The following is a 9818-nucleotide window of genomic DNA, read 5'->3' as shown; positions in this document are numbered from 1 at the left end:
CGCGCGATTGTCCGCAGATATCAAGGTGGGCGACCCTAGATTCACCACTGAGGTGGTGAAAGCGATTTCCAGTACGACGCCTGATTAGGCGTTGCGGCGATAGGGGATGGTGACTGGGGTTGCGCGCTGCCGGCGCTTGGGCTGAGCATCAAGACATCGGCCAAACCGTGTTCCGAAACGAATAAATTAGTTTTGCTACGGATCGGAGATCGAAATCTAGAATGTCAGCGAGTTTAGCTCAGGCTGCTTTGGGGGTGACCTTGTGCAGCTGGCGTCGCGATCCGGGCGCTTCGGTCTTTGACAGACGGTTGGCGTCTGAGATTTTCGATACGGATCGCAAAAAAAGATGTTGGGTTGCGAATAAACGAGCAAGAGAAGAACAAGTCGATGGGAGGGGCTCATGATCGTAACCTGGCGCTTCTTCCGGCCCTGCGCGTTCTGCGCGGCGACGGTCGGCTTTATGTGCTCGCTGGTTGCCTGCAGCACGGCTCCTGTGGACCAGGTGAAGTACTTCTCCCAAGCCGTGAGCTCGGTTGATACCGTGGGGCAACCTCTCATCGACGACCTTGCGACGGCCGAGCGCAGCCAGGGCCAGCGAGCGGCAGTGAGGCGCTCGAAGACGAGCGCGACTGACGCGGACGCGGCGTGCCTCGTGCGCTGGATGCCCGTGAGCAATTCGGTCGGCTTCATGCAGGGATTTTGCCCGGCGGACTCCGCGTATTACTCGCTCATCGGCGATCCGCCCGCGACGAAATCCCTGCGCGCTGCGTTGCAGTTGCTAGGCGATTTCGCGGGCGTGTTGTCGGCGTTGACGCAAAACACCAATATCGATGCGGCGCAAGGCCAGATCGACACGCTCGTCGGCAACTTCGGCGCGCTTGCTTCGATCGTAAGCGGGACCGCGTTGCCTCTGGGCGCGGCTGTGACCGCGCTGAAGCCGATCGTGACTCAACTGGCCGAAGCAAGGAATGCCGAGGAAGCGCGCCGCGCGATCATCGATGGCAAGGACGGCGTCAGCACGCTCATCAGCGGGCTGAGGACATCGACGCCGGCCGTGTTCAACACGCTGACCGAGGAATCGACTGGGCGGCTCAGGTCGAGGGAGGTCGCAGCGGATCCCGCGCTTGCCGCGCCCGACCTCAGGCAGATCGATGCCTATCGGGTCACGGTATCGAACTTCGTCGTCATGCTCGGCAAGTTGCAGGACGCGTGGAATCTCACCGTCAAGGCGGCGGAGTCTCCCGAGAATCCCATCACGCTAGCCGCGCTCGCCGAGCGCAGCGGAGAACTGAAGGCGGATGCGGAAGCGGCGAGACGCGCTTTTTCCATACTGCGAACCGGCGGCACGATGGCCACGACGCAGTAAAGCGCTTGTCCCTTGGCGCGCGCGAAGTCGGGCGTCGTGGGAGATCACCGGTCTGTCGACTAACGAACGGGTTGAAGGAGGGCATATGGCCAACATTCAGGTTGCGCAGGCCGCAATGGTGGATGCGCTTGCGTTGCTCATGAAAAGGCGCATCAACACCACTGATAACGCCGAAAAAGACAAGATCAGCGACACAATAGACGAGCTAAACGGCATGCTCGAGGATCTCAATCAGGCGAGTCTTCTGCAGGCCGCGAGCGATGTTGCGCAGGCGACCCAGGAACTTCAGGGTGTGGTCAGCAGCGTTCGTCTCGGACCCTTCGACACTTACCTTTCCGACCTGCAAACCATCCTGCAGCGCCTGCAAGCGCTGCAGAGCACGATGCACGCGAGCGAAGCATTGCCGCGGACGCCGGAGCCACCGCCTCCTGCGGCCGGCGTGACGGCGCAGGATAAGCTCGGTATACAGGCGGCACCGCCAACGCCTGCCGGAGTTCCTGCACCGCCGAAAAATTCGACTTCGTACGAAGACCTCCAAAGTGAGTATCTCGCGTATTTCGATGCCTGCGTGCGGGGCGCCGATCACGCGGCCAACGTCAAATACTACATCGCCCAGATGACGAGGTCACAGAGCGTCTACCAGGGCGTCGGCGGCGGATTGCACATTCCCTGGTTCTTTATCGCCATCCTGCATGGTCTCGAATGCGGCTTCAACTTCAATGAGCATCTTCACAATGGTGACCCGCTGAGTGCGCGCACGACGCATGTTCCGGCGGGGCGCCCCATCGCTGGCCTGCCGCCTTTTACGTGGGTCGAAAGTGCCAACGACGCGCTGGTCTTCGAAGGCTTCGCTGGACAGGACGACTGGAGTACCGCGCGCATCCTGTATCGCTTCGAGCGGTACAACGGCTTTGGCTATCGTTCGCATGGCGTGCCGAGTCCTTATTTGTGGAGCTTTTCCAATCTCTATAAGAAGGGCAAGTTCTCGTCGGACGGACATTTCGATCCGAACGCCGTCTCGCAGCAATGCGGCGCGGGCGTAATTCTCAATGCGCTTCAGCAGCAAGGCACTATTCAATTGAGTCGTTGACACCGTGCCGCAATTGACACGAGTGACACGACAACACCCGGGCGGAGGGAGCCATGAAATATCTTGCCTGTCTGCTCTTTCTTTGCATCTCTCTGTTCCCGGGCCGTGCTGTGGAAGCGACCCCTCCCACGGTCGCCACCATTATGGTGCCCGCCAAAAGCGACGCGACCGCGCTCAATGAAGCCATCCATGTCACGGTGGATGGCGATACCGCCGTCACGTGTGACGACTTCGATCTTATCGTCAACAACAAGCCGGGACTGGTTCAATGCACGTCCGGTCCAAATGAGCGCGAACTCATGTTCACGCTGTGGCGCGACGCAGCGGACGTCGAGGGGAGCAATCGCAGGAATTGGGCAGCGATTCTGGGCGAGCCAACATGGCCTACGAAAGAGGTGAGGGTCATCGTCAGGTCGGCGAAGAAACCGCTTACGATTGCCTTCTACAAGGCCGCGACAGTCAACACCACCACTTCGTCGACACTCGCGCCGGCTGCCTCGGACGTAAGCGAGGCTTCGTCGGCTTCCGCGCCAGATGTGACCGCAAGCGGCGGCCACGTGCCAAGTGCGACGTCCAATGCATCCGGTGATCCCGCCAAGCCGAAGGTAACGGTGTTGACCATCAACCTGCACGTCTTCAACGGTCTGGTGATGCTCGGCGCGCTGCTCCTGGGTCTGTTCGTCGTTGTCTGCACCATCATCGGCGTGCAGCTGGGTCTGGGACGCGATAGCGGCGTCCCGCAGATGCGCGTCGAGGAGTTGCCGTTCAGCCTCGGGCGATGCCAGATGGCGTTCTGGTTCGTGCTGACCTTCTGGGCGTTCAGCTTCATGTATGCGCTGGTCGGTCAGACCGATACGCTTAACAGCGAGTCACTTACGCTGATGGGTATCTCGGCGGGGACGGCCCTCACGTCCATTGTGATCGATCAGACGAAGAATGAGGCGGCCAACATTGAGAAGGCTGTTGGCGCGCTCGGCCTGACGTCGCGCTGGCACGTCGAACTGCTTTACGACATCATCCATCCCGGAGTCAGGAGGCCTCTGACGCGTCCGCTCAGGGACGGCATTCGTAGGCTCTTGCTGGGCCGTGAAATGCGTGAGCAGTTGCGCCGCCCCAACGTTACACTCATACCCGGTGACACGATAATATCGAAGGCCATTTTCCCTGGCTTCGACACCAGCGTTCCGATGACGTATCAGCAGTTGTGGGACAAGTATGAAGCCTTGGTCGAGCCGGTCAGATCGAATGGCTTCATCACCGATCTCGTCACCGATGCGAGCGGACCGACGGTCGGGCGCTGGCAGATCCTCGTGTGGACGGTGACGCTAGGCATCATTTACGTCATCAACATGTGGGAACATCTCGAGTTGCCGGAGTTCGGCGACAAGCTGCTCATGCTGATGGGTATCTCGAGCGGCATCTATCTCGGCTTCAAGGTGCCGGAGACGCAAGTGCCCAACGCTCAGGCGCAGACGCCGACCGATGCCGCGAATAATCTTCCGCCGGTATTGAAGACGGGGCAGGGTGGCGGGGGTGGAGGCGGCGGAGCTGGTGACGGAGGTGGAGGAGCTGGCGGAGTCGGTGACGCGGGCACAGGCACAGGCACAGGCACAGGCGAAAGCACGGCCGTCGATCCCAACGCCACCAAAACACAGCAAGCCGACCCCGACCACCCCTAATGCAAGCCACGCGGTGTGGCCTCGCTACCCCGCTTCCTTCGGCACCCGCCCCATCAAATAGAAGTTGTCACTTGACCGTATCGACATCACATTGGCCATGCGATTCGACAAGCCGAAAAACGCGGCAATGCAATCAGCTCATCGCGTCGAAAGCGTCGATTGGCTATCCTCGCGAATCTGCTCGTGTATCGCATTGTCCTGAGCCTCGCGAATCTGCTCGGTCCCGCTCTTTGGCCTCACGGTCGCAGGTGCCGATCCGTTCGAGAAACGCTTGATGCCGTGCAGTCAAGAAAGTCGTTCCGAAAAAGGCGGGTACAAAGAGCGTAGCGACTGCGAAGAAGTCCAGCGCAACGAAGGCGCCGGCTGAGAAAGCCACCAATGCGCCCACTGCAAAAAAAGGCCGTAGCAAAAAAAGCACCAGGACGGAAGGCGCCGCCAAAAAAACGTAGTCGCTGCCGCTGAAATTGCACCGGTGCCAGTAGTCGCTGTTACTGAAGCAACGGCCTACGAACCGGAGAGGTAAGTTTCCAGTGGCGACGGGATGTAAGGCCCCGTCGCACAGTCCGGTTAGTCACAGCTGGCCAGAATAAATTCGATAGCTACTCATATCAAAAACTCTTCATCAAAGAAACTTTACGTTCGATATGTTTGCTATGCCTTTGGCGGAAGAACTGTTATTCGAGAGTTGCCGGCCTTCGGCCGGCGGTGGCGTCTTCGACGCCTGTTTGCCATGGCGGTGCCAGACTCCCACTGCTAGGCCCTGAGGCGTGGTGGCCCCGGAGGCCGTCGCGGCAAGCGGCACGTTACGGTTCCGTAAAACGTGAAACCTGTGAATCACAAGACCGTTGAGCGTGCCCACGCGCTGATGTCGAAATTGGCCGCTAGACAAATTATCCCGACGCTAGGACAAGGACCATGATGGAAGACACACCCATTGTGTACCGTTAGTTTGCGCGACTAAACCCCTTAGGTAAATTCAATTTGAGTTTGTCTTGGGTCTGGACTGTCCGACTTGACCGATCTTGAGCGTCGTGCTCCTGTGCTGCCTGTTTCAGATTTCGTTCCGCGTTTCAATCTTGCCGCACGTCCGTATGAGTGCCCGAAGACTTCGGTCACTGAAAAGCCGAATGCCGCAATGGTCGCTCGCACCTCGTCGAGCGCCGGGCCGTATTCATTGCGCTTTGCTTCTTCGATTCTACGATCTACTCTTCCAGTTGCTTCGAGAGTTCACTGTAGCGCGACATGCGTTACTCCATTACCGTGACGGCATAGTTTACTGCGAAACTATGCCGCGAGGAATCGCGACTATTGAGTCCAGATCCGAGAGCGCGTCAACTCCAGAAGAGGTGAGTGTTTCCAGGATTGAACGCGGGGATACGGTCGATGCTTTCACAGAGGTGAGAACTTCCAGGAGAGTCAGGTCATTGACAAAGGTGATTCGATCGGCACGATTGCGGGAATTATCGCCCGCATCCTGTTGCATGCCCGCAGCGCCCGCTATTCATGCACCTTCTGGCGTGACTTGCCGCTCGTGCCGTTGCGCGACACGCTGCTTGCGCTGCAGTGGTTGGGCGCATTGTTCGGATCGCAAGTCGTATGGCGCGGAGCGCGGATGTCGGTGGCCAACCGCGTGACGCGGCGACGCACGTCGGTCATGGAGATTTCCGATGACCGGTGAAGTCACCTCTTATTCAACGCGCCGACGCGCACTCCCGCGGGTGCGGTCTCTTTCATTCAATCAGCTATCGGATTCAACGCAGACTATTGGAGCACACATGAAAACGCTGTTTTTGCAGGCCCCATCGTATGACGGTTTCGATGGCGGCGCGGGATCGCGCTACCAGGCCAAGCGTGAAGTACGCTCGTTCTGGTATCCGACGTGGCTCGCCCAGCCCGCCGCGCTCGTGCCCGATAGCCGCGTACTCGACGCCCCCGCCGACGGCTTGTCCGTCGAAGCGTCGCTCGACATAGCACAGCAATATGACCTGGTGGTGATCCACACCAGCACACCGTCTTTCCCCACCGACGCACTGTTCGCCGAAGACCTGAAGAAGCGCAAGCCTTCGGTGCTGATCGGTATGGTCGGCGCGAAGGTCGCGGTCGATCCGCACAATTCGCTGACCGCGAGCGAGGCGATCGATTTCGTCTGCCGTGAAGAATTCGACTTCACCTGCCAGGAAGTTGCCGAGGGCAAACCGTTCGCCGGCATCAAAGGTCTGAGCTATCGCGCGGCAGACGGTTCGATCGAGCATACGAAGCGCGCCCGATCCTCGAGAACATGGACGAACTGCCGTTCGTGGCGCCCGTCTACAAGCGCGATCTGAAGATCGACAACTATTTCATCGGCTATCTGAAGCACCCGTACGTGTCGATTTACACGGGCCGCGGCTGCCGTTCGAAATGCACGTTCTGCCTGTGGCCACAAACGGTGGGCGGGCATCGCTACCGCACACGCTCGACCGAGAACGTGTTCGAAGAAGTGAAGTGGATTCGCGACAACATGCCTGAAGTCAAGGAGATCATGTTCGACGACGACACCTTCACCGACTTCAGCCGCGCGTCGAGGAAATCGCCCGCGGTCTCGGCAAACTGGGTGTGACGTGGTCGTGCAACGCGAAGGCGAACGTGCCGTACGCGACGCTGCAGATCATGAAAGAAAACGGCCTGCGCCTGCTGCTGGTGGGCTATGAATCGGGCGACGACCAGATTCTGCTGAACATCAAGAAGGGCCTGCGCACCGACATTGCGCGCCGCTTCAGCGAAGATTGCCGCAAGCTCGGCATCAAGATTCACGGCACCTTTATTCTCGGCCTGCCTGGCGAGACGCAGGACACGATCCAGAAGACCATCGAGTACGCGACGGAAATCAATCCGCATACGATTCAGGTGTCGCTCGCGGCTCCCTATCCCGGCACGACGCTCTACAACCAGGCGGTCGAAAACGGCTGGCTGGAAGAGAACAAGGTCATCAACCTCGTCAGCAAGTCGGGCGTGCAGCTCGCGGCGATCGGCTATCCGCATCTGTCGCGTGACGAGATTTACCACCAGCTCGAAATCTTCTATAAGCGCTTCTATTTCCGGCCGTCGAAGATCTGGGAAATTCTGCGCGAGACGCTTCCTGCGCGCCCACGAAGCGTGATGCCGGCAATGAAGTCCCTGGCGTGGCTTGCCTGCCTGATCGGTCTTCTGCTTGCAAGTGGACTGATCGCCATGGAGGGTGCTCTTCACAGGGAGCACCTTATCCTCATGGTCTTTGCCTTTCTCTGCGGTACGGGCGCCGCGCTCGGTATCGTTTATGCTGTGCTGGCCGCGGCGGGGATGGTCGTGACGACTGCGATGCCAACAAATAGACAGGCCGCCACGGCTGTGAAGCTCATCGCGATAATTGATAGTCTCAATGCCTCGAACTATGGCGTATCTGCGTGACTCATTGGGGCGTTGTCGATCAATGAGTGCCCACGCATATGTGTCTGCCGCGCAGCTTGCCGACAGGGCTCCTGTGCCCGACTCGCAAGTGGGCGAGACTCCGCATATATTCCTGTCGCCCCGAGCCGTGGCGAATCCTTGTTGTGAGTCAATTATGTGCCAGCCGATAGCCGCAATGCGTGCGGTTTGCGCAGCTCACAAAGGGACAACAAACTCCTGTTGCACACGGGCCGCCTGGACTGGATTGACGTCAAACGTCCACCGGCGGATACAGCGGGTGGCGGTCCCTGCCTACAAGGAAAAAAGCACGCATGCACAGAGGCGCAGGCTGGACAAGATGACGAAGGCTTTGCAGCGGATGGGGCCCTACAATGAGGTACTGGGAGGCCTTCCTTCCGTAAACAATGAGTGAGGGCCGCGGAAGAAGTGCGGAAGATTACTGCAGTTGCCTTCTCAGCGAGACAACTTCGCCGCCCGCATTTTTAGCTTTCCAGCGCGGAACCATCGGTGTTTGGCGGGGCAGGCACCAACACTCAATCGCTCCAGGAAATAGGCGAGCAAGACAGCACTAATCGCCGCGGGCCGACCAGATGTTTGTCCAGTAGCATCGCGAACAGCAAGGCGACGCCATTCCCGTAGAAAGCGTTTGAGTTTCCTTTCGTCCATTCGGTTTCTGCTTCCCACTGAGCGATTTCGTTGCCACGAGGATTCTGCTGGGCAGATAAAGTAAATCAGCGCACGAGGAAAACTGTGGCAGTTATCGGCGATAACTCGCCGGAGCTCTCGGGACACCGTTGCTCATCAATCCGGCTTCAAGATTGTCGAACCTCGTCCAAACATCGTTCCGATAAATCTTTAACATGGGATCAGGCAATATGCTTTGCCTGAAAAGGCGCTCCTCTTCAACTAGGCTCGCTGCAATAGCGATGCACCACTCGACGGCAAACTCCGCCTCATCTTGCAGCACGTCGTCGACGCGATTCATGTTTATCGCTCGGCATGCCCGATCCCACCAGTGTTCTAGGCGCGAATTTTCGTCTCTTATTTCAGGCTTTGTTAACACCGTGCCGTCCACCTTGTATCTATGTAGCAGATCGAGAGCGTCGTCGCGTAACCGCCGCTTGGCAAGAGTTTCCTCGTGGTGTGCCTCACACAAGCCTCCAGCGTGAGGGCTTTCGTAGCAACCGAATTTCGTGCATTGAGGTATTTTTTTTCTCGTCATCAGTTGCTATCGTGGGTTGTTTCGGACAAGTCAACTTGGTATTTAGAATTCGGGCAGGTTATCAAGATTGTCCACGAGCTTGTTGTCGTTTACCGTCTTGAGGTAATCAACGCCGTTGAGTCGTATGACGTAGACCTGCTTCCCCTTGTCCCAGGTGCCTTGGGAATTCCTGTAAATCGTGAGGAAGGTGGTGCCGTTGTTGATAGCAGCAACGATATCTTGGCGGCTATGCTCACTAGACTGGCCTACAGAATCACCGTTATCGACAGCAATTCGTAAGTGATTAATGTGAGTGTGCTGAGCGTTAAACTGAACCCCAGAAATCAAGTAATCGGCCCACTTTGGCATGCTGGTCCCCATCCGTCGTTTTTGTTAGTCTAGTATCGCGTTAGCAGTTCGTCTAGGGAAACGCAGGTGCATGAAGAGCACTCGTAGCCGGATACGTTGGACGCCCCGCTTGCGATAAGGGATTCTGGCGTCTGGAGTAGATGTTCAACGCGATGCTGGTTGCCCCGTGTACTTTTCATGGTGGTTTACAATGGCGAGAAGCGAGTTCCGGGCAGTCGATCGCTGACGTCCCGAGGTACACGAGGATGTTCTTCTTGTCGTAACATCATCCGGCTGATTCGATGGGCTGTTGAAGACACACAGGCAGGTTGTTTTTCCCGTTAATAAAGCACTCGACTTATCGCGGTCATTCAGTGCTTTGTAAGCAAAATATGCGGGACGCATTTGTGGTGACGTTTTGCCGCAGTGGTATCGCGTTTGTGCAGATGCCTTTTTTGGCATAGAGGGTCGTGGTGGACTGGGCGAACGCGCTGCGCTGCATAGCGGCTGCCCAAGAAATACATTCGTATGTTTAACCTTCACCGACATAGTACGGGGTAAGCAAGCATGTCAAACCACATTAATCCTGGACCGAAGCCGAAACGCGAGGATGGTAAAGATGACAGAAGGCATCACGTGAATCCGCCAACCAAACCAAAGCATCCATCACTCCCTATCCACGATCCCAAGAAAAAATAACGGGTAATC

At 57.7% G+C, this 9818-nt stretch carries 5 protein-coding genes and 3 pseudogenes; 5 read left to right on the top strand and 3 right to left on the bottom strand.

What is annotated here, in order from left to right; translation table 11 throughout:
• Window positions 1–400 precede the first annotated feature (400 nt).
• From P0D96_RS33455 to P0D96_RS33445, 3 genes are all read left to right on the top strand, one after another.
• Entirely contained in the window at window positions 401–1366 is a 966-nt protein-coding gene (locus tag P0D96_RS33455; protein WP_408317876.1) for a hypothetical protein, read from the top strand.
• Between the two features lie 85 nt (window positions 1367–1451).
• A complete protein-coding gene (locus P0D96_RS33450) occupies window positions 1452–2456 on the top strand; it encodes a hypothetical protein (RefSeq protein WP_408317874.1) in 1005 nt (334 codons plus the stop codon).
• Window positions 2457–2509: 53 nt separating this feature from the next.
• A complete protein-coding gene (locus P0D96_RS33445; RefSeq protein ID WP_408317872.1) occupies window positions 2510–4135 on the top strand; it encodes a hypothetical protein in 1626 nt (541 codons plus the stop codon).
• Between the two features lie 24 nt (window positions 4136–4159).
• Here the strand turns inward: P0D96_RS33445 and P0D96_RS33440 are convergent.
• Window positions 4160–4264: pseudogene (locus P0D96_RS33440) on the bottom strand (peroxidase-related enzyme); the annotation flags it as partial.
• A 1327-nt stretch (window positions 4265–5591) separates the two neighbouring features.
• On the opposite strand from P0D96_RS33440, the pseudogene P0D96_RS33435 reads away from it, so the two are divergent.
• A pseudogene (locus tag P0D96_RS33435) lies at window positions 5592–5813 on the top strand (glycosyltransferase); the annotation flags it as partial.
• A gap of 97 nt (window positions 5814–5910) precedes the next feature.
• Window positions 5911–7252 (top strand): annotated as a pseudogene (hpnJ, locus tag P0D96_RS33430) (hopanoid biosynthesis associated radical SAM protein HpnJ); the annotation flags it as partial.
• A gap of 1066 nt (window positions 7253–8318) precedes the next feature.
• Here the strand turns inward: hpnJ and P0D96_RS33425 are convergent.
• Window positions 8319–8546 carry a hypothetical protein gene (locus P0D96_RS33425; RefSeq protein WP_408317870.1) on the bottom strand — a complete coding sequence of 76 codons (228 nt, stop codon included), beginning with the start codon at window positions 8544–8546 and terminating at the stop codon, window positions 8319–8321.
• A 279-nt stretch (window positions 8547–8825) separates the two neighbouring features.
• Window positions 8826–9131, bottom strand: coding sequence for a DUF3892 domain-containing protein (locus tag P0D96_RS33420; RefSeq protein ID WP_408317868.1), 306 nt, complete (start codon window positions 9129–9131; stop codon window positions 8826–8828).
• Window positions 9132–9818 lie beyond the last annotated feature (687 nt).

The organism is Paraburkholderia sp. RL17-347-BIC-D (genome assembly GCF_046027915.1).
Taxonomy (GTDB): domain Bacteria; phylum Pseudomonadota; class Gammaproteobacteria; order Burkholderiales; family Burkholderiaceae; genus Paraburkholderia.
Note: the sequence above shows the minus strand (reverse complement) of the source record. Positions and strands in the feature narration are given on the sequence as shown.